This is a genomic window from Serratia sp. CMO1, assembly GCF_015689115.1.
Taxonomy (GTDB): domain Bacteria; phylum Pseudomonadota; class Gammaproteobacteria; order Enterobacterales; family Enterobacteriaceae; genus Serratia; species Serratia marcescens.
The window spans coordinates 4489185-4505694 of record NZ_CP065032.1 but is presented as its reverse complement, the minus strand read 5'-3'; the positions used below and the strand labels follow the sequence as shown (position 1 = coordinate 4505694).

The 16510-nt window shown below is 51.3% G+C and carries 29 protein-coding genes; all 29 read left to right on the top strand.

Features of this window, described 5'->3' with window-relative positions; translation table 11 throughout:
- The first annotated feature begins 107 nt into the window (after positions 1-107).
- The 29 genes from rpsL to rpmJ all read left to right on the top strand — a co-directional run bounded on the left by rpsL (position 108) and on the right by rpmJ (position 16429).
- Complete coding sequence (gene rpsL / locus IT763_RS21495; RefSeq protein ID WP_004930426.1) at positions 108-482, top strand: 30S ribosomal protein S12; 375 nt, start codon at positions 108-110, stop codon at positions 480-482.
- A 96-nt stretch (positions 483-578) separates the two neighbouring features.
- On the top strand, positions 579-1049 hold the full coding sequence (gene rpsG / locus IT763_RS21490; protein WP_004956203.1) for a 30S ribosomal protein S7: 471 nt from the start codon (positions 579-581) through the stop codon (positions 1047-1049).
- Between the two features lie 93 nt (positions 1050-1142).
- The gene (gene fusA, locus IT763_RS21485) at positions 1143-3257 is read left to right on the top strand and encodes an elongation factor G (RefSeq protein WP_028127620.1); all 2115 of its coding nucleotides are present in this window, start codon (positions 1143-1145) and stop codon (positions 3255-3257) included.
- Between the two features lie 70 nt (positions 3258-3327).
- The gene (tuf, locus tag IT763_RS21480; protein ID WP_015376315.1) at positions 3328-4512 is read left to right on the top strand and encodes an elongation factor Tu; all 1185 of its coding nucleotides are present in this window, start codon (positions 3328-3330) and stop codon (positions 4510-4512) included.
- Between the two features lie 131 nt (positions 4513-4643).
- Positions 4644-4838 carry a bacterioferritin-associated ferredoxin gene (gene bfd / locus IT763_RS21475; protein ID WP_015379266.1) on the top strand — a complete coding sequence of 65 codons (195 nt, stop codon included), beginning with the start codon at positions 4644-4646 and terminating at the stop codon, positions 4836-4838.
- 73 nt (positions 4839-4911) lie between these two features.
- On the top strand, positions 4912-5391 hold the full coding sequence (gene bfr / locus IT763_RS21470) for a bacterioferritin (RefSeq protein WP_004929784.1): 480 nt from the start codon (positions 4912-4914) through the stop codon (positions 5389-5391).
- Positions 5392-5769: 378 nt separating this feature from the next.
- Positions 5770-6081 carry a 30S ribosomal protein S10 gene (gene rpsJ / locus IT763_RS21465; protein WP_001181005.1) on the top strand — a complete coding sequence of 104 codons (312 nt, stop codon included), beginning with the start codon at positions 5770-5772 and terminating at the stop codon, positions 6079-6081.
- A 32-nt stretch (positions 6082-6113) separates the two neighbouring features.
- Positions 6114-6743, top strand: a complete 630-nt coding sequence (gene rplC, locus IT763_RS21460; protein WP_015379265.1) for a 50S ribosomal protein L3 — start codon at positions 6114-6116, stop codon at positions 6741-6743.
- Between the two features lie 10 nt (positions 6744-6753).
- The gene (rplD, locus tag IT763_RS21455; protein WP_004929779.1) at positions 6754-7359 is read left to right on the top strand and encodes a 50S ribosomal protein L4; all 606 of its coding nucleotides are present in this window, start codon (positions 6754-6756) and stop codon (positions 7357-7359) included.
- Entirely contained in the window at positions 7356-7658 is a 303-nt protein-coding gene (gene rplW, locus IT763_RS21450) for a 50S ribosomal protein L23 (RefSeq protein ID WP_004929776.1), read from the top strand. The genes rplD and rplW overlap by 4 nt, the downstream gene beginning before the upstream one ends.
- Before the next feature lie 18 nt (positions 7659-7676).
- Positions 7677-8501, top strand: coding sequence for a 50S ribosomal protein L2 (rplB, locus tag IT763_RS21445; protein WP_004929775.1), 825 nt, complete (start codon positions 7677-7679; stop codon positions 8499-8501).
- Between the two features lie 14 nt (positions 8502-8515).
- Complete coding sequence (gene rpsS, locus IT763_RS21440; RefSeq protein ID WP_004929772.1) at positions 8516-8794, top strand: 30S ribosomal protein S19; 279 nt, start codon at positions 8516-8518, stop codon at positions 8792-8794.
- Between the two features lie 14 nt (positions 8795-8808).
- Positions 8809-9141, top strand: a complete 333-nt coding sequence (rplV, locus tag IT763_RS21435) for a 50S ribosomal protein L22 (RefSeq protein WP_206194991.1) — start codon at positions 8809-8811, stop codon at positions 9139-9141.
- A 17-nt stretch (positions 9142-9158) separates the two neighbouring features.
- Positions 9159-9857: a 30S ribosomal protein S3 gene (rpsC, locus tag IT763_RS21430; RefSeq protein ID WP_004929766.1), complete on the top strand. Its 699-nt coding sequence runs from the start codon at positions 9159-9161 to the stop codon at positions 9855-9857.
- A 12-nt stretch (positions 9858-9869) separates the two neighbouring features.
- Positions 9870-10280, top strand: coding sequence for a 50S ribosomal protein L16 (gene rplP, locus IT763_RS21425; RefSeq protein WP_004929764.1), 411 nt, complete (start codon positions 9870-9872; stop codon positions 10278-10280).
- The gene (gene rpmC, locus IT763_RS21420) at positions 10280-10471 is read left to right on the top strand and encodes a 50S ribosomal protein L29 (protein ID WP_004929762.1); all 192 of its coding nucleotides are present in this window, start codon (positions 10280-10282) and stop codon (positions 10469-10471) included. Before rplP ends, rpmC begins: the two co-directional genes overlap by 1 nt.
- Positions 10472-10726 carry a 30S ribosomal protein S17 gene (rpsQ, locus tag IT763_RS21415; RefSeq protein ID WP_206194990.1) on the top strand — a complete coding sequence of 85 codons (255 nt, stop codon included), beginning with the start codon at positions 10472-10474 and terminating at the stop codon, positions 10724-10726.
- Between the two features lie 172 nt (positions 10727-10898).
- Positions 10899-11270 (top strand): 50S ribosomal protein L14, encoded by a 372-nt coding sequence (rplN, locus tag IT763_RS21410; RefSeq protein WP_000613954.1) that lies wholly within the window; start codon positions 10899-10901, stop codon positions 11268-11270.
- Between the two features lie 9 nt (positions 11271-11279).
- Positions 11280-11594, top strand: coding sequence for a 50S ribosomal protein L24 (rplX, locus tag IT763_RS21405; protein ID WP_004929758.1), 315 nt, complete (start codon positions 11280-11282; stop codon positions 11592-11594).
- Positions 11595-11608: 14 nt separating this feature from the next.
- Positions 11609-12148, top strand: coding sequence for a 50S ribosomal protein L5 (rplE, locus tag IT763_RS21400; RefSeq protein ID WP_004929756.1), 540 nt, complete (start codon positions 11609-11611; stop codon positions 12146-12148).
- Between the two features lie 13 nt (positions 12149-12161).
- Positions 12162-12467 (top strand): 30S ribosomal protein S14, encoded by a 306-nt coding sequence (rpsN, locus tag IT763_RS21395; protein WP_004929754.1) that lies wholly within the window; start codon positions 12162-12164, stop codon positions 12465-12467.
- Positions 12468-12497: 30 nt separating this feature from the next.
- Positions 12498-12890: a 30S ribosomal protein S8 gene (gene rpsH, locus IT763_RS21390; protein ID WP_004929753.1), complete on the top strand. Its 393-nt coding sequence runs from the start codon at positions 12498-12500 to the stop codon at positions 12888-12890.
- A gap of 14 nt (positions 12891-12904) precedes the next feature.
- Positions 12905-13438: a 50S ribosomal protein L6 gene (gene rplF, locus IT763_RS21385; protein WP_004929751.1), complete on the top strand. Its 534-nt coding sequence runs from the start codon at positions 12905-12907 to the stop codon at positions 13436-13438.
- Positions 13439-13447: 9 nt separating this feature from the next.
- Positions 13448-13801: a 50S ribosomal protein L18 gene (rplR, locus tag IT763_RS21380; RefSeq protein WP_004929748.1), complete on the top strand. Its 354-nt coding sequence runs from the start codon at positions 13448-13450 to the stop codon at positions 13799-13801.
- 14 nt (positions 13802-13815) lie between these two features.
- Entirely contained in the window at positions 13816-14316 is a 501-nt protein-coding gene (gene rpsE / locus IT763_RS21375) for a 30S ribosomal protein S5 (protein WP_004929747.1), read from the top strand.
- A 6-nt stretch (positions 14317-14322) separates the two neighbouring features.
- Positions 14323-14502 (top strand): 50S ribosomal protein L30, encoded by a 180-nt coding sequence (gene rpmD / locus IT763_RS21370; protein ID WP_048232028.1) that lies wholly within the window; start codon positions 14323-14325, stop codon positions 14500-14502.
- Between the two features lie 3 nt (positions 14503-14505).
- Positions 14506-14940, top strand: coding sequence for a 50S ribosomal protein L15 (gene rplO, locus IT763_RS21365; RefSeq protein WP_004929742.1), 435 nt, complete (start codon positions 14506-14508; stop codon positions 14938-14940).
- A 7-nt stretch (positions 14941-14947) separates the two neighbouring features.
- The gene (gene secY / locus IT763_RS21360; RefSeq protein WP_206194989.1) at positions 14948-16279 is read left to right on the top strand and encodes a preprotein translocase subunit SecY; all 1332 of its coding nucleotides are present in this window, start codon (positions 14948-14950) and stop codon (positions 16277-16279) included.
- Between the two features lie 33 nt (positions 16280-16312).
- Positions 16313-16429 (top strand): 50S ribosomal protein L36, encoded by a 117-nt coding sequence (gene rpmJ / locus IT763_RS21355; protein ID WP_002227352.1) that lies wholly within the window; start codon positions 16313-16315, stop codon positions 16427-16429.
- Positions 16430-16510: the final 81 nt, after the last annotated feature.

Here is a 16510-nt window from a genome sequence, read left to right as displayed (position 1 = left end):
GGTCAGCCCTAAAATTCTGCGTCCTCGTACTTTGCCAATAGTGCATACGAGGGGATTTATCACATGTTTACGAAGCTAGTACGAAGCAAAAACCAGGAGCTTTTTTAATGGCAACAATTAACCAGCTGGTTCGCAAACCACGCTCTGTGAAGGCTGCTAAAAGCAACGTTCCAGCGCTGGAAGCCTGCCCGCAGAAACGTGGCGTATGCACCCGCGTATACACCACTACCCCGAAAAAACCAAACTCCGCACTGCGTAAAGTTTGCCGTGTGCGTTTGACCAACGGTTTCGAAGTGACTTCCTACATCGGTGGCGAAGGCCACAACCTGCAGGAACACTCCGTAATCCTGATCCGTGGCGGTCGTGTAAAAGACTTGCCAGGTGTGCGTTACCACACCGTCCGTGGTGCACTTGACTGCTCCGGTGTTAAAGACCGTAAGCAAGCTCGTTCCAAGTACGGCGTGAAGAAGCCAAAGGCTTAATGGTTCTCCGTTAAGTAAGGCCAAACGTTTTAACTTTAATGTCAAAATAAACTCGTAGAGTTTTGGACAATCCTGAATTAACAACGGAGTATTTCCATGCCACGTCGTCGCGTAATCGGCCAACGTAAAATCCTGCCAGATCCTAAGTTCGGATCTGAGCTGCTGGCCAAATTTGTAAATATCCTGATGGTAGACGGTAAAAAATCTACTGCAGAAGCAATCGTCTATACCGCGCTGGAGACCCTGGCTCAGCGTTCTGGTAAAGATCACCTGGAAGCTTTCGAAGTCGCTCTCGACAACGTTCGCCCGACTGTAGAAGTTAAGTCGCGTCGCGTTGGCGGTTCTACTTATCAGGTACCAGTTGAAGTCCGCCCGGTTCGTCGTAATGCTCTGGCAATGCGTTGGATCGTTGATGCTGCACGTAAACGCGGTGATAAATCCATGGCTCTGCGCCTGGCGAACGAGCTGTCTGACGCAGCAGAGAACAAAGGTTCTGCTGTTAAGAAGCGTGAAGACGTTCACCGTATGGCCGAAGCCAACAAGGCGTTCGCCCACTACCGCTGGTAATCACCCGGCTGTAGTCATGCTAACCAAGCGGGCGCGTCAAATCGGCCCGCTTGGGTTAACTGAACTTGAACGCCCTAGGAATAGAGGAATCAAATGGCTCGTACAACACCCATTGCACGTTACCGTAACATCGGTATCAGTGCTCACATCGACGCCGGTAAAACCACCACTACCGAACGTATTCTGTTCTACACCGGTGTAAACCACAAAATCGGTGAAGTTCATGACGGCGCTGCCACCATGGACTGGATGGAACAGGAGCAGGAGCGTGGTATTACCATCACTTCTGCAGCGACTACTGCCTTCTGGTCTGGTATGGCCAAGCAGTTCGAACCGCATCGCGTAAACATCATCGACACCCCAGGGCACGTTGACTTCACCATCGAAGTAGAACGTTCCATGCGTGTGCTGGATGGCGCGGTAATGGTTTACTGTGCTGTTGGTGGTGTTCAGCCACAGTCTGAAACAGTATGGCGTCAGGCTAACAAATACAAAGTGCCACGTATCGCGTTCGTTAACAAAATGGACCGCATGGGCGCTAACTTCCTGAAAGTTGTTGGCCAGATCAAATCTCGTCTGGGCGCCAACCCTGTTCCTCTGCAGCTGGCTATCGGCGCAGAAGACAAATTCACCGGCGTTATCGACCTGGTGAAGATGAAGGCGATCAACTGGAACGAAGAAGACGCAGGCGTAACCTTCGAATACGAAGACGTGCCGGCTGACATGATGGATCTGGCTGAAGAATGGCGCCAGAACCTGATCGAGTCCGCTGCGGAAGCTTCCGAAGAGCTGATGGAAAAATACCTGGGCGGCGAAGAGCTGACCGAGGAAGAAATCAAATCCGCTCTGCGTCAGCGCGTGCTGAACAACGAAATCATCCTGGTTACCTGTGGTTCTGCGTTCAAGAACAAAGGCGTACAGGCGATGCTGGATGCGGTAATCGAATACCTGCCGGCACCAACTGACGTTCCTGCGATCAACGGTATCCTGGACGATGGCAAAGACACTCCGGCTGAGCGTCACGCAAGTGATGACGAGCCGTTCTCTGCGCTGGCGTTCAAAATCGCTACCGACCCGTTCGTGGGTAACCTGACCTTCTTCCGCGTGTACTCCGGCGTTGTTAACTCCGGCGACACCGTGCTGAACTCCGTTAAGGCTGCGCGCGAGCGTTTCGGCCGTATCGTTCAGATGCACGCCAACAAGCGTGAAGAGATCAAAGAAGTTCGCGCAGGTGACATCGCCGCTGCGATCGGTCTGAAAGACGTGACCACCGGGGACACCCTGTGTGATCCAGACTCTCCAATCATCCTGGAGCGTATGGAATTCCCTGAGCCGGTAATCTCTATCGCCGTTGAACCAAAAACCAAAGCTGACCAAGAAAAAATGGGTCTGGCTCTGGGCCGTCTGGCTAAAGAAGACCCGTCATTCCGCGTATGGACTGACGAAGAGTCTAACCAGACCATCATCGCCGGTATGGGTGAACTGCACCTCGACATCATCGTTGACCGCATGAAGCGTGAATTCAACGTTGAAGCTAACGTGGGCAAACCTCAGGTAGCTTACCGCGAAGCGATTCGCGCGAAGATTACCGATGTTGAAGGTAAGCACGCCAAGCAGTCTGGTGGTCGCGGTCAGTACGGTCACGTTGTGATCGACATGTACCCACTGGAGCCGGGCTCTAACCCGAAAGGTTACGAGTTCATCAACGACATCAAAGGTGGTGTAATTCCTGGCGAATACATCCCTGCCGTTGATAAAGGTATCCAGGAGCAGCTGAAGTCTGGTCCGTTGGCTGGTTACCCGGTAGTAGACATGGGTATTCGTCTGCACTTCGGTTCTTACCACGACGTTGACTCCTCTGAACTGGCGTTTAAACTGGCCGCGTCTATCGCCTTTAAAGAAGGCTTTAAGAAAGCGAAACCAGTTCTGCTTGAGCCTATCATGAAGGTTGAAGTTGAGACTCCAGAAGAGAACACCGGTGACGTTATCGGTGACTTGAGCCGTCGTCGCGGCATGCTGCGCGGTCAGGAATCTGAAGTGACTGGCGTTAAGATCCACGCTGAAGTACCGTTGTCCGAAATGTTCGGCTACGCAACTCAGCTGCGTTCTCTGACTAAAGGTCGCGCATCATACACCATGGAATTCCTGAAGTATGATGATGCACCGAACAACGTCGCTCAGGCCGTAATCGAAGCCCGTGGCAAATAAGCCGCAGGGTTAAAACCAAAGTCCCGTGCTCTCTCCAGAAGGGGAGAGCGCTATAGTAAGGAATATAGCCGTGTCTAAAGAAAAATTTGAACGTACAAAACCGCACGTTAACGTTGGTACTATCGGCCACGTTGACCACGGTAAAACTACCCTGACTGCAGCGATCACTACCGTACTGGCTAAAACCTACGGCGGTTCTGCACGTGCTTTCGACCAGATCGATAACGCGCCAGAAGAAAAAGCTCGTGGTATCACCATCAACACCTCTCACGTTGAGTATGACACCCCGACTCGTCACTACGCGCACGTTGACTGCCCAGGGCACGCCGACTACGTGAAAAACATGATCACCGGTGCTGCTCAGATGGACGGCGCGATCCTGGTAGTAGCTGCGACTGACGGCCCAATGCCTCAGACTCGTGAGCACATCCTGCTGGGTCGTCAGGTTGGCGTTCCTTTCATCATCGTATTCATGAACAAATGCGACATGGTAGATGATGAAGAGCTGCTGGAACTGGTAGAAATGGAAGTTCGCGAACTGCTGTCCGCTTACGACTTCCCAGGCGACGACCTGCCAGTAATCCGCGGTTCCGCGCTGAAAGCGCTGGAAGGCGAAGCTGAGTGGGAAGCGAAAATCATCGAACTGGCCGAAGCCCTGGACAGCTACATCCCAGAGCCAGAGCGTGCTATCGACAAGCCGTTCCTGCTGCCAATCGAAGACGTATTCTCCATCTCCGGTCGTGGTACCGTTGTTACCGGTCGTGTTGAGCGCGGTATCATCAAAGTTGGCGAAGAAGTTGAAATCGTTGGTATCAAAGACACCGTTAAGTCTACCTGTACTGGCGTTGAAATGTTCCGCAAACTGCTGGACGAAGGCCGTGCTGGTGAGAACGTAGGTGTTCTGCTGCGTGGTATCAAACGTGAAGAAATCGAACGTGGTCAGGTACTGGCTAAGCCAGGCTCCATCAAGCCGCACACCCAGTTCGAATCTGAAGTGTACATCCTGAGCAAAGATGAAGGTGGTCGTCACACGCCATTCTTCAAAGGCTACCGTCCACAGTTCTACTTCCGTACCACTGACGTGACCGGTACCATCGAACTGCCAGAAGGCGTAGAGATGGTAATGCCAGGCGACAACGTGAACATGGTTGTAACCCTGATTCACCCAATCGCGATGGATGACGGTCTGCGTTTCGCAATCCGTGAAGGCGGCCGTACTGTAGGCGCTGGTGTTGTTGCTAAAGTTATCGCTTAATCGCGAATAATTTTTCGACACAAAAAAGGGCACTTAGGTGCCCTTTTTTTATGCAATTTGTACAAATCTTAATTGAAATAAAAACCATTCCTATTTAGACTCAATGCATTGGTTAAGAAGTGAGTCTCTCTATGTATGTATGTCTGTGTAATGCGGTGACTGACAAAGCGATCCGTAATGCGGTGCGTCAGCACAACCCCCATACCATGAAGCAACTGCGTGAACTTGTGCCGATTGGTACCGATTGTGGAAAGTGCATTCGTCAGGCAAGACAGATTATGGTGGAGGAACGCGGAACTATCATCCCAATGCATGAAGTTGCCTAACAAAGGGTAAGGTTATTTTTGACTCTTGGCTTACAGGTTCTACACTTTTAGAACTGGCCAGGAGGAGTTACCTATGAAAGGCGATAAAAAGATCATTGCTCACCTCAACAAACTGCTCGGCAACGAGCTGGTTGCCATCAATCAATATTTCCTGCACGCCCGCATGTTCAAGAATTGGGGTTTAATGCGCCTCAACGATAAGGAATACCACGAGTCGATCGACGAAATGAAACATGCCGATCGCTACATTGAACGCATCCTGTTCCTGGAAGGAATACCTAATCTGCAAGACCTCGGCAAGCTGAACATCGGCGAAGACATTGAAGAGATGCTGCGTTCCGATCTGGCGCTGGAATTGGCGGGTGCCAAGAACCTGCGCGAAGGTATCGCCTACGCCGACTCGATTCACGATTATGTCAGCCGTGATTTGATGATCGACATTCTGGCCGATGAAGAAGAGCATATCGACTGGCTGGAAACCGAGCTGGATCTGATCGCTCGCCTCGGCATTCAAAACTATGCCCAGGCCCAGATTTTAGAGCGCAAAGAGTAAGCCTGCCTTCCGTTCGTCATCGCCTCTCCTGCCGGTGACCGTTTTTACGGTGGGGCAGGGGAGCTGCCCGCCAAGCATAATTCATACCTTGATCGCCGCCTTCATCCCGTGACCGTCGCTGAAAGCGCAAAAATGACGATTTCCTGAGCATATTTCCAACTGCGGCTTGCTTCCTGGGCCATTTTGCGTATAATGCGCGGGCTTACCTAATCTTGGTAAGCCTGATTTTAGCGAATCAGTCGATTGGCAGGCCTTTTTTGCCTTTCGAACAATACTCCCGATATGGGGGTTATATGTTGACGATTACACTCCCCCATCAATCGAAATGGGTGTGAGGAGTAATTATTTACGTTTATAAATAATTGGAGCTCTGGTCTCATGCAGAACCAAAGAATCCGTATCCGCCTGAAAGCGTTTGATCATCGTCTGATCGATCAATCAACCGCGGAAATCGTCGAGACTGCAAAGCGCACTGGTGCGCAAGTCCGTGGTCCGATCCCGCTGCCAACTCGCAAAGAGCGCTTTACCGTTCTGATCTCTCCGCACGTCAACAAAGACGCGCGCGATCAGTACGAGATTCGCACTCACAAGCGTCTGGTTGACATCGTTGAGCCAACCGAGAAAACCGTTGATGCTCTGATGCGTCTGGATCTGGCTGCCGGTGTAGACGTGCAGATCAGCCTGGGTTAATCAGGTCATTGAGCGATTGAGAGGTTGAAACAATGATTGGTTTAGTCGGTAAAAAAGTGGGTATGACCCGTATCTTCACTGAAGATGGCGTTTCTATCCCAGTAACCGTAATTGAAATTGAAGCGAACCGCGTGACTCAGGTTAAAAGCCTGGACACCGACGGTTACCGTGCCGTTCAGGTTACCACTGGTAGCAAAAAAGCTAACCGTGTAACCAAGCCGGAAGCGGGCCATTTCGCTAAAGCTGGCGTTGAAGCTGGCCGTGGTCTGTGGGAATTCCGCCTGGAAGAAGGTCAAGAATTCGCTGCAGGTCAGGAAATTAGCGTAGAAATCTTCGCTGACGTTAAAAAAGTCGATGTTACCGGTACTTCTAAAGGTAAAGGTTTTGCTGGCACTGTTAAGCGCTGGAACTTCCGTACCCAAGACGCTACCCACGGTAACTCCTTGTCTCACCGCGTTCCGGGTTCTATCGGTCAGAACCAGACTCCGGGCAAAGTGTTCAAAGGCAAGAAAATGGCTGGCCACCTGGGTGATGAGCGCGTAACCGTTCAAAGCCTGGACGTAGTACGTGTTGACGCTGAGCGCAACCTGCTGCTGGTTAAGGGTGCTGTACCGGGCGCAACCGGTGGCAACCTGATCGTTAAACCAGCTGTTAAGGCGTAAGGGGATAGCAATGGAATTAGTATTGAAAGACGCGCAAAGCGCGCTGACTGTTTCCGAAACTACCTTCGGTCGTGATTTCAACGAAGCGCTGGTACACCAGGTTGTTGTTGCTTATGCAGCAGGTGCCCGTCAAGGTACTCGTGCTCAGAAGACCCGTGCTGAAGTAACTGGTTCCGGCAAAAAGCCATGGCGTCAGAAAGGCACCGGCCGTGCGCGTTCAGGTTCTGTAAAGAGCCCGATCTGGCGTTCAGGCGGCGTGACCTTTGCTGCTAAGCCACAGGACCACAGTCAGAAAGTAAACAAAAAGATGTACCGCGGCGCGCTGAAAAGCATCCTGTCCGAACTGGTACGTCAAGATCGTCTGATCGTTGTCGAGAAGTTCTCTGTAGAAGCGCCTAAAACTAAGCTGCTGGCACAGAAACTGAAAGATATGGCTCTGGAAGACGTGCTGATCGTGACCGGTGAACTGGATGAGAATCTGTTCCTGGCAGCTCGCAACCTGTACAAGGTTGACGTGCGCGATGTAGCAGGTATCGATCCGGTTAGCCTGATCGCCTTCGACAAAGTGGTTATGACTGCTGATGCTGTGAAGCAAGTTGAGGAGATGCTGGCATGATCCGTGAAGAACGTTTGCTGAAAGTGCTGCGTGCACCGCACGTATCTGAAAAAGCATCCGCTGCGATGGAAAAAAGCAACACCATCGTTCTCAAAGTTGCCAAAGACGCGACCAAAGCAGAAATCAAAGCTGCAGTGCAGAAACTGTTTGAAGTCGAAGTCAAAGACGTGAACACCCTGGTAGTTAAAGGGAAAGTGAAGCGTCACGGTCAGCGTGTTGGTCGTCGTAGCGACTGGAAAAAAGCTTACGTCACCCTGAAAGAAGGCCAGAATCTGGACTTCATCGGCGGCGCAGAGTAAGTCGGAGGAGTAAGAACAATGGCAATTGTTAAATGTAAACCTACATCTCCGGGTCGTCGCCACGTTGTTAAAGTGGTTAACCCTGAGCTGCACAAGGGTAAACCTTATGCCCCGCTGCTGGAAAAACTGAGCAAAAGCGGTGGTCGTAACAACAATGGCCGTATCACCACCCGTCATATCGGTGGTGGCCACAAGCAACATTATCGTCTGGTTGACTTCAAGCGCAACAAAGACGGTATCCCTGCTGTGGTTGAGCGTCTGGAGTACGATCCGAACCGTTCCGCGAACATCGCGCTGGTTCTGTACAAAGACGGCGAACGCCGTTACATCCTGGCGCCGAAAGGCCTGAAAGCTGGTGACCAGATTCAATCTGGCGTTGATGCTGCAATCAAAGCGGGTAACACCCTGCCGATGCGCAACATTCCAGTTGGTTCAACGGTTCACAACGTAGAAATGAAACCAGGCAAAGGCGGCCAGATGGCTCGCTCCGCTGGTGCCTACGTTCAGATCGTTGCTCGTGATGGTTCCTACGTAACTCTGCGTCTGCGCTCCGGCGAAATGCGTAAAGTTCCAGCTGATTGCCGCGCCACCCTGGGTGAAGTCGGTAACGCTGAACACATGCTTCGCGTTCTGGGTAAAGCAGGTGCTGCACGTTGGCGTGGTGTTCGTCCTACCGTTCGCGGTACGGCGATGAACCCGGTAGATCACCCGCACGGTGGTGGTGAAGGTCGTAACTTTGGTAAGCACCCGGTAACTCCGTGGGGCGTTCAGACCAAAGGTAAGAAGACCCGTAGCAACAAGCGTACTGATAAGTTCATCGTACGTCGCCGTAGCAAAAAATAATTAGAGGATAAGCCATGCCACGTTCTCTCAAGAAAGGTCCTTTTATTGACCTGCACTTGCTGAAGAAGGTAGAGAAAGCGGTGGAAAGCGGTGACAAGAAGCCTTTGCGCACTTGGTCCCGTCGTTCAACGATCTTTCCTAACATGATCGGTTTGACCATCGCTGTCCATAATGGTCGTCAGCACGTACCAGTGTTCGTTTCCGATGAAATGGTCGGTCACAAACTGGGTGAATTCGCGCCGACTCGTACTTATCGCGGCCATGCGGCTGATAAAAAAGCTAAAAAGCGCTAAGGTAGGAGGAAGAGATGGAAACTATCGCTAAACATCGCCACGCTCGTTCTTCTGCTCAGAAGGTTCGCCTTGTTGCTGACCTGATTCGCGGTAAGAAAGTGTCGCAAGCTCTGGAAACTCTGACCTACACCAACAAGAAAGCTGCTGGTCTGGTTAAGAAAGTGCTGGAGTCTGCCATTGCTAACGCAGAACACAACGATGGCGCTGACATCGATGATCTGAAAGTTACGAAAATCTTCGTAGACGAAGGCCCAAGCATGAAGCGCATTATGCCGCGTGCAAAAGGTCGTGCAGATCGCATCCTGAAGCGCACCAGCCACATTAATGTGGTTGTGTCCGATCGCTGAGACTCTGGAGACTAGCAATGGGTCAGAAAGTACATCCTAATGGTATTCGCCTGGGTATTGTCAAACCTTGGAACTCTACTTGGTATGCGAATACCAAAGAATTCGCTGACAACCTGGACAGCGACTTTAAAGTTCGTCAATTCCTGACTAAGGAACTGTCGAAAGCTTCCGTTTCTCGCATCGTTATCGAGCGTCCTGCGAAGAGCATCCGTGTGACCATTCACACTGCTCGCCCAGGCATCGTTATCGGCAAGAAAGGTGAAGACGTCGAAAAACTGCGCAAGGTCGTAGCGGACATCGCTGGCGTTCCTGCACAGATCAACATCGCCGAAGTCCGTAAACCGGAACTCGACGCTAAATTGGTTGCTGACAGCATCACTTCTCAGCTGGAACGTCGCGTTATGTTCCGTCGTGCTATGAAGCGTGCAGTACAGAACGCAATGCGTCTTGGCGCTAAAGGTATCAAAGTTGAAGTAAGCGGCCGTCTTGGCGGCGCTGAAATCGCACGTACCGAATGGTACCGCGAAGGTCGTGTTCCATTGCACACTCTGCGTGCGGACATCGACTACAACACATCTGAAGCGCACACCACTTATGGTGTAATCGGCGTTAAGGTATGGATCTTCAAAGGTGAGATCCTGGGTGGTATGGCTGCAGTTGAACAACCGGAACCGGCTGCTCAACCTAAAAAGCAGCAGCGTAAAGGCCGCAAGTAAGGAGAGTCGCTGATGTTACAACCAAAGCGTACAAAATTCCGTAAGGTGCACAAGGGCCGCAACCGTGGTCTGGCGCAAGGTACGGATGTTAGCTTCGGCACTTTCGGTCTGAAAGCTGTTGGCCGTGGCCGTCTGACTGCTCGTCAAATCGAAGCAGCTCGTCGTGCAATGACTCGTGCAGTTAAGCGTCAAGGCAAGATCTGGATCCGTGTATTCCCGGACAAACCGATCACCGAGAAGCCGCTGGAAGTGCGTATGGGTAAAGGTAAGGGTAACGTGGAGTATTGGGTTGCCCTGATCCAGCCTGGTAAGGTCCTGTACGAAATGGACGGCGTGCCAGAAGAGGTTGCCCGCGAGGCATTCAAACTGGCAGCAGCGAAACTGCCGATCAAAACCACCTTTGTAACTAAGACGGTGATGTAATGAAAGCACAAGAGCTGCGTGAAAAAAGCGTTGAAGAGCTGAATGCCGAGCTGCTCAACCTGCTGCGTGAGCAATTCAACTTGCGCATGCAGGCGGCCAGTGGCCAGCTGCAACAAACTCACCTGTTGAAACAAGTGCGTCGTGACGTCGCACGCGTTAAGACTTTACTGACTCAAAAGGCGGGTGTGTAAATGACTGAAGTTATCCGTACCCTGCAGGGTCGTGTTGTTAGCGATAAAATGGAGAAATCCATCGTTGTTGATATCGAGCGTACTGTGAAGCACCCGATCTACGGGAAATTCATCAAACGTACGACCAAGCTGCACGTACATGACGAGAACAACGAATGTGGTACCGGCGACGTGGTGGAAATCCGCGAATGCCGCCCACTGTCCAAGACCAAGTCCTGGACGTTGGTTCGCGTTGTAGAGAAAGCGATTCTGTAATAGAGTAGCTGGCTCTCACTTAATAAACGGCTCAGAAAATGAGCCGTTTATTTTTTCTACCCATACCAAGTAAGCGGTGTTATAATGCTGCGCCCTCGGTTATGGGGCTTTTCAACGGCCTAATTTTTACTTGGGTCTTTAAAGTAGTAGTTGACATTAGCGGAGCACTAAAATGATCCAAGAACAGACTATGCTGAACGTCGCCGACAACTCCGGTGCACGTCGCGTAATGTGTATCAAGGTTCTAGGTGGCTCGCACCGTCGCTACGCAGGCGTCGGCGACATCATCAAAATTACCATCAAGGAAGCAATTCCTCGCGGTAAGGTGAAGAAAGGCGATGTTCTGAAGGCGGTAGTGGTGCGCACCAAGAAGGGTGTACGTCGCCCGGACGGTTCTGTCATTCGCTTCGATGGCAATGCATGCGTTATTTTGAACAATAACAGCGAGCAGCCAATCGGTACGCGTATTTTTGGGCCGGTAACTCGTGAACTGCGTAATGAGAAGTTCATGAAAATTATCTCTCTGGCACCAGAAGTACTCTAAGGAGCGAACATGGCAGCGAAGATCCGTCGTGATGACGAAGTTATCGTGATTACCGGGAAAGACAAAGGTAAGCGCGGTAAAGTAAAAAATGTCCTGTCTGCTGGCAAGGTCATTGTTGAAGGCATCAACCTGGTTAAGAAACACCAGAAGCCGGTTCCGGCTCTGAACCAACCAGGCGGCATTGTTGAGAAAGAAGCTGCAATTCAGGTTTCTAACATTGCTATCTTCAACGCGGCTACCGGCAAGGCTGACCGTGTAGGCTTTAGATTCGAAGACGGCAAAAAAGTCCGTTTCTTCAAGTCTAACAGCGAAACTATCAAGTAATTTGGAGTAATACGATGGCGAAACTGCATGATTACTACAAAGACGAGGTAGTCAAACAACTGATGTCTCAGTTTGATTACAACTCTGTCATGCAAGTCCCTCGGGTCGAGAAGATCACCCTGAACATGGGTGTTGGTGAAGCGATTGCTGACAAGAAACTGCTGGATAACGCCGCAGCGGACCTGGCAGCTATCTCCGGTCAAAAACCGTTGATCACCAAAGCCCGCAAATCCGTTGCAGGCTTCAAAATCCGTCAGGGCTATCCGATCGGCTGTAAAGTAACTCTGCGTGGCGAACGCATGTGGGAGTTCTTTGAGCGTCTGATCTCCATTGCTGTTCCACGTATCCGTGACTTCCGTGGCCTGTCCGCCAAGTCATTCGATGGCCGTGGCAACTACAGCATGGGCGTGCGTGAGCAAATCATCTTCCCAGAAATCGACTACGACAAAGTCGATCGCGTTCGTGGTTTGGATATTACCATTACCACTACTGCGAAATCTGATGATGAAGGCCGCGCGCTGCTGGCTGCTTTTAACTTCCCGTTCCGCAAGTAAGGCAGGGTTACTGATGGCTAAGCAATCAATGAAAGCACGCGAAGTCAAGCGCGTGAAATTAGCTGACAAGTTCTTTGCAAAACGCGCTGAACTGAAAGCTATTATCTCTGATGTGAACGCATCCGATGAAGATCGTTGGAATGCCGTTCTCAAGCTGCAAACTCTGCCGCGTGATTCCAGCCCGTCTCGTCAGCGTAAACGCTGCCGCCAAACTGGCCGTCCACATGGTTATGTGGGCAAATTCGGGTTGAGCCGTATTAAGCTTCGTGAAGCCGCTATGCGCGGTGAAGTACCAGGCTTGAAAAAGGCTAGCTGGTAATTACCAATTGAATCACGGGAGTAAAGACAGATGAGCATGCAAGATCCGATCGCGGATATGCTGACCCGTATCCGTAACGGTCAAGCCGCGAACAAAGTTGCGGTCACCATGCCTTCCTCCAAGCTGAAAGTGGCAATTGCCAACGTGCTGAAGGAAGAAGGTTTTATTGAAGATTTCAAAATCGAAGGCGACGCCAAGCCTGTTCTGGAACTGGTACTGAAGTACTTCCAGGGCAAAGCTGTGGTAGAAAGCATTCAACGTATCAGCCGTCCAGGTCTGCGCATCTACAAGAAAAAAGATGAGCTGCCAAAAGTTATGGCCGGTTTGGGTATCGCTGTTGTTTCTACCTCTAAAGGTGTTATGACCGATCGTGCAGCTCGCCAGGCTGGTCTGGGTGGCGAGATTATCTGCTACGTAGCTTAATTCGGGAGGAAAGAATGTCTCGTGTTGCAAAAGCACCCGTCGTCATTCCTGCCGGCGTAGAGGTAAAACTCAACGGTCAGGTTATTTCGATTAAGGGTAAAAACGGCGAGTTGACTCGTACTATCCACGACGCCGTTGAAGTGAAGCAAGAAGCTAACGCACTGACTTTCGCTCCGCGCGAAGGTTTTGCTAACGCATGGGCCCAAGCGGGTACCACGCGCGCTCTGCTGAACGCAATGGTTGTTGGTGTTACCGAAGGCTTCACCAAGAAGCTTCAACTGGTAGGTGTTGGTTATCGTGCTGCCGTTAAAGGCAACGTGGTGAATTTGGCCCTGGGCTTCTCTCACCCTATCGATCACCAGCTGCCGGCAGGTATCACTGCTGAATGCCCAAGCCAAACTGAAATCGTGCTGAAAGGCGCTGATAAGCAGGTAATTGGCCAGGTAGCAGCAGATCTGCGCGCTTACCGTCGTCCTGAGCCTTACAAAGGCAAGGGTGTTCGTTACGCCGACGAAGTCGTGCGTACCAAAGAGGCTAAGAAGAAGTAAGGTAACACTATGGATAAGAAATCTGCTCGTATCCGTCGTGCGACCCGCGCACGCCGCAAGCTCCAAGAGCTGGGTGCAACCCGCCTGGTGGTACATCGTACCCCGCGTCACATTTACGCACAGGTGATTGCTCCAAACGGTTCTGAAGTACTGGTAGCCGCTTCTACTTTAGAAAAAGCTATCGCGGAGCAACTGAAGTATTCCGGTAACAAAGACGCAGCAGCAGCCGTAGGTAAAGCTCTGGCTGAGCGCGCGTTGGAAAAAGGGATTGCGAAAGTATCCTTTGACCGTTCCGGTTTCCAATATCATGGTCGAGTCCAGGCACTGGCAGATGCTGCCCGTGAAGCTGGCCTTCAGTTCTAAGGAAGAGGTTTAAGATGGCTCACATCGAAAAACAAGCTGGCGAACTGCAGGAAAAGCTGATCGCGGTAAACCGCGTATCTAAAACCGTAAAAGGTGGCCGTATTTTCAGCTTTACCGCACTGACTGTAGTTGGTGATGGTAACGGTCGCGTTGGTTTTGGCTACGGCAAAGCACGCGAAGTTCCAGCAGCGATCCAGAAAGCGATGGAAAAAGCCCGTCGCAACATGATGAACGTCGCGCTGAACAGCGGCACCCTGCAGCACCCTGTTAAGGGCGCTCACACGGGTTCTCGCGTGTTCATGCAGCCTGCTCATGAAGGTACCGGTATCATCGCGGGCGGTGCAATGCGCGCCGTTCTCGAAGTTGCTGGGGTGCACAACGTATTGGCTAAAGCTTATGGTTCCACCAACCCGATCAACGTGGTTCGTGCAACTATCGACGCTCTGGCGAATATGAAGTCTCCTGAAATGGTCGCTGCTAAGCGTGGTAAATCCGTTGCCGACATTCTGGGGTAATTGACCATGGCTAAGACTATTAAAGTTACACAAACTCGCAGCTCAATTGGCCGTCTGCCGAAGCATAAAGCTACTCTGCTCGGTCTGGGTCTGCGTCGTATTGGTCACACCGTAGAGCGCGAGGATACTCCTGCTGTTCGCGGTATGGTCAACCTGGTTTCCTACATGGTTAAAGTTGAGGAGTAACAGATGCGTTTAAATACTCTGTCTCCGGCTGAAGGTGCCAAGCATGCGCCTAAGCGTGTAGGTCGTGGTATTGGTTCTGGCCTGGGTAAAACCGGCGGCCGTGGTCACAAAGGTCAGAAGTCTCGTTCTGGCGGTGGCGTACGTCGTGGTTTCGAAGGTGGTCAGATGCCTCTGTACCGTCGTCTGCCGAAATTCGGCTTCACTTCACGCAAAGCGATGATCACGGCAGAAGTTCGTCTGTCTGAACTGGCTCTGGTTGAAGGCGATGTTATCGACCTGAACGCGCTGAAAGCCGCTAACGTAGTTGGTGTCCAGATCGAATTCGCGAAAGTTGTACTTTCTGGCGAAGTCGCTCGTCCGGTAACCCTGCGTGGTCTGCGTGTCACCAAAGGCGCTCGTGCTGCTATCGAGGCTGCTGGCGGTAAAATTGAGGAATAAGTAGCAGATGGCTAAGCAACCAGGATTAGATTTTCAAAGTGCTAAAGGCGGGCTCGGCGAGCTGAAGCGCAGACTTTTGTTTGTCATCGGCGCGCTGATTGTCTTCCGCATCGGCTCTTTCATTCCGATTCCTGGTATCTATGCCACTGTGCTTGCCAAATTGCTTGAGCAGCAGAGAGGCACTATCATTGAAATGTTTAACATGTTCTCTGGTGGTGCCCTCAGCCGTGCTTCTATCTTTGCTCTGGGGATCATGCCGTATATCTCGGCGTCGATCATTATCCAGCTGCTGACGGTGGTTCATCCAGCGTTGGCGGAAATCAAGAAAGAAGGGGAGGCTGGCCGTCGCAAGATTAGCCAGTACACCCGCTACGGTACGCTGGTATTGGCCATATTCCAGTCGATCGGTATTGCTACCGGTCTGCCGAATATGCCTGGTATGCAGGGCCTGGTGTTAAACCCAGGCTTTGCATTCTACTTTACTGCGGTTGTGAGCCTGGTAACCGGGACAATGTTCCTGATGTGGTTGGGTGAGCAGATTACTGAGCGCGGTATCGGCAACGGTATCTCGATCATTATCTTCGCGGGTATTGTAGCGGGGCTCCCGCCGGCAGTGGCCCATACTATCGAGCAAGCGCGGCAAGGCGACCTGCACTTCCTCCTGCTGCTGTTGGTTGCAGTATTGGTGTTTGCAGTAACCTTCTTCGTTGTTTTCATCGAGCGTGGTCAACGTCGTATCGTCGTTAACTATGCGAAGCGTCAACAAGGTCGTCGTGTTTATGCAGCACAGAGTACACACTTACCGTTGAAAGTGAACATGGCGGGTGTTATCCCGGCGATTTTCGCTTCCAGCATTATTCTGTTCCCGGCCACGATTGCATCATGGTTTGGGGGCGGTACCGGTTGGAACTGGCTGACTACGATTTCGCTGTATTTGCAGCCAGGGCAACCGCTTTATGTGTTACTCTATGCGTCTGCAATCATCTTCTTCTGTTTCTTCTACACGGCGTTGGTCTTCAACCCGCGTGAGACAGCAGATAACCTGAAGAAGTCCGGTGCCTTCGTACCAGGAATTCGTCCGGGAGAGCAAACGGCGAAGTATATCGATAAAGTAATGACGCGTTTAACCCTGGTGGGCGCGATGTACATTACTTTCATCTGCCTGATCCCGGAGTTCATGCGTGATGCAATGAAAGTACCATTCTACTTTGGTGGTACCTCGCTACTGATCGTGGTTGTCGTCATCATGGACTTTATGGCTCAAGTGCAAACTCTGATGATGTCAAGTCAGTACGAGTCTGCATTGAAGAAAGCAAATCTGAAAGGCTATAACCGCTAGTCAGATTCGTTTGAGAAGTTACGGAGAGTAAAAATGAAAGTTCGTGCTTCCGTCAAGAAATTATGTCGTAACTGCAAAATCGTTAAGCGTAACGGTGTCGTTCGTGTGATTTGCAGCGCCGAGCCGAAGCATAAACAGCGTCAAGGCTGATTATCTCGCATATTTTTCTTGCAAAGTTGGGTTGAGCTGGCTAGATTAGCCAGCCAATCTTTTGTATGTCGCACTGCAACA

Excerpts from the sequence above, each read along its gene's own strand:
- rpsL (WP_004930426.1), top strand. The coding sequence starts at position 108 with ATGGCAACAATTAACCAGCTGGTTCGCAAACCACGCTCTGTGAAGGCT.
- rpsG (WP_004956203.1), top strand. The coding sequence starts at position 579 with ATGCCACGTCGTCGCGTAATCGGCCAACGTAAAATCCTGCCAGATCCT.
- fusA (WP_028127620.1), top strand. The coding sequence starts at position 1,143 with ATGGCTCGTACAACACCCATTGCACGTTACCGTAACATCGGTATCAGT.
- bfd (WP_015379266.1), top strand. The coding sequence starts at position 4,644 with ATGTATGTATGTCTGTGTAATGCGGTGACTGACAAAGCGATCCGTAAT.
- bfr (WP_004929784.1), top strand. The coding sequence starts at position 4,912 with ATGAAAGGCGATAAAAAGATCATTGCTCACCTCAACAAACTGCTCGGC.
- rpsJ (WP_001181005.1), top strand. The coding sequence starts at position 5,770 with ATGCAGAACCAAAGAATCCGTATCCGCCTGAAAGCGTTTGATCATCGT.
- rplC (WP_015379265.1), top strand. The coding sequence starts at position 6,114 with ATGATTGGTTTAGTCGGTAAAAAAGTGGGTATGACCCGTATCTTCACT.
- rplD (WP_004929779.1), top strand. The coding sequence starts at position 6,754 with ATGGAATTAGTATTGAAAGACGCGCAAAGCGCGCTGACTGTTTCCGAA.
- rplW (WP_004929776.1), top strand. The coding sequence starts at position 7,356 with ATGATCCGTGAAGAACGTTTGCTGAAAGTGCTGCGTGCACCGCACGTA.
- rplB (WP_004929775.1), top strand. The coding sequence starts at position 7,677 with ATGGCAATTGTTAAATGTAAACCTACATCTCCGGGTCGTCGCCACGTT.
- rpsS (WP_004929772.1), top strand. The coding sequence starts at position 8,516 with ATGCCACGTTCTCTCAAGAAAGGTCCTTTTATTGACCTGCACTTGCTG.
- rplV (WP_206194991.1), top strand. The coding sequence starts at position 8,809 with ATGGAAACTATCGCTAAACATCGCCACGCTCGTTCTTCTGCTCAGAAG.
- rpsC (WP_004929766.1), top strand. The coding sequence starts at position 9,159 with ATGGGTCAGAAAGTACATCCTAATGGTATTCGCCTGGGTATTGTCAAA.
- rplP (WP_004929764.1), top strand. The coding sequence starts at position 9,870 with ATGTTACAACCAAAGCGTACAAAATTCCGTAAGGTGCACAAGGGCCGC.
- rpmC (WP_004929762.1), top strand. The coding sequence starts at position 10,280 with ATGAAAGCACAAGAGCTGCGTGAAAAAAGCGTTGAAGAGCTGAATGCC.
- rpsQ (WP_206194990.1), top strand. The coding sequence starts at position 10,472 with ATGACTGAAGTTATCCGTACCCTGCAGGGTCGTGTTGTTAGCGATAAA.
- rplN (WP_000613954.1), top strand. The coding sequence starts at position 10,899 with ATGATCCAAGAACAGACTATGCTGAACGTCGCCGACAACTCCGGTGCA.
- rplX (WP_004929758.1), top strand. The coding sequence starts at position 11,280 with ATGGCAGCGAAGATCCGTCGTGATGACGAAGTTATCGTGATTACCGGG.
- rplE (WP_004929756.1), top strand. The coding sequence starts at position 11,609 with ATGGCGAAACTGCATGATTACTACAAAGACGAGGTAGTCAAACAACTG.
- rpsN (WP_004929754.1), top strand. The coding sequence starts at position 12,162 with ATGGCTAAGCAATCAATGAAAGCACGCGAAGTCAAGCGCGTGAAATTA.
- rpsH (WP_004929753.1), top strand. The coding sequence starts at position 12,498 with ATGAGCATGCAAGATCCGATCGCGGATATGCTGACCCGTATCCGTAAC.
- rplF (WP_004929751.1), top strand. The coding sequence starts at position 12,905 with ATGTCTCGTGTTGCAAAAGCACCCGTCGTCATTCCTGCCGGCGTAGAG.
- rplR (WP_004929748.1), top strand. The coding sequence starts at position 13,448 with ATGGATAAGAAATCTGCTCGTATCCGTCGTGCGACCCGCGCACGCCGC.
- rpsE (WP_004929747.1), top strand. The coding sequence starts at position 13,816 with ATGGCTCACATCGAAAAACAAGCTGGCGAACTGCAGGAAAAGCTGATC.
- rpmD (WP_048232028.1), top strand. The coding sequence starts at position 14,323 with ATGGCTAAGACTATTAAAGTTACACAAACTCGCAGCTCAATTGGCCGT.
- rplO (WP_004929742.1), top strand. The coding sequence starts at position 14,506 with ATGCGTTTAAATACTCTGTCTCCGGCTGAAGGTGCCAAGCATGCGCCT.
- secY (WP_206194989.1), top strand. The coding sequence starts at position 14,948 with ATGGCTAAGCAACCAGGATTAGATTTTCAAAGTGCTAAAGGCGGGCTC.
- rpmJ (WP_002227352.1), top strand. The coding sequence starts at position 16,313 with ATGAAAGTTCGTGCTTCCGTCAAGAAATTATGTCGTAACTGCAAAATC.